Origin of the sequence: Paraburkholderia sp. BR14320 (assembly GCF_040948665.1) — a bacterium.
Lineage (GTDB): Bacteria > Pseudomonadota > Gammaproteobacteria > Burkholderiales > Burkholderiaceae > Paraburkholderia > Paraburkholderia youngii.
In genome coordinates this window covers 1-342 of record NZ_JBFPKG010000298.1, presented here as the reverse complement: position 1 = coordinate 342, position 342 = coordinate 1, and the positions used below count along the sequence as shown (strand labels likewise).

Below are 342 nucleotides of genomic sequence, written 5' to 3'. Positions count from 1 at the left end.
ACAGCGCTGCCAGCGCGTCGCCGATTGCCTGTCCAGAGGCGAGGCGATCAGTTTGATCGTCGACAGCAGCGGGATGAAGTTTGGCCGGGCCAGCGAATGGCATCGCCAGAAGTACGGCTGCGACGCGGGCCAGACGCCGTGGCGCAAGATGCACCTGTCGATCGACCCGCAGATGAATGTCCACCAGATCGCGATCACCGGGGACAACGTCTCCGACGAGGCGGGTCTGAATGCGGTGCTGGCAGTCGAGGCGAACGTCGACTGCGTGATCGCCGACGGCGCGTACTACAGTATTGCGCAGACCGAGGCATGGTCAACCTGTGGTGTGCTGCCGGTGATTCC

General features: G+C 63.7%; 1 protein-coding gene. It reads left to right on the top strand.

Annotation, left to right across the window (positions count from 1 at the left end; genetic code table 11):
• Nucleotides 1–52 precede the first annotated feature (52 nt).
• A partial coding sequence (locus AB3X89_RS40385; RefSeq protein ID WP_368588082.1) for a transposase occupies nucleotides 53–342 on the top strand: 290 nt, incomplete at its 3' end.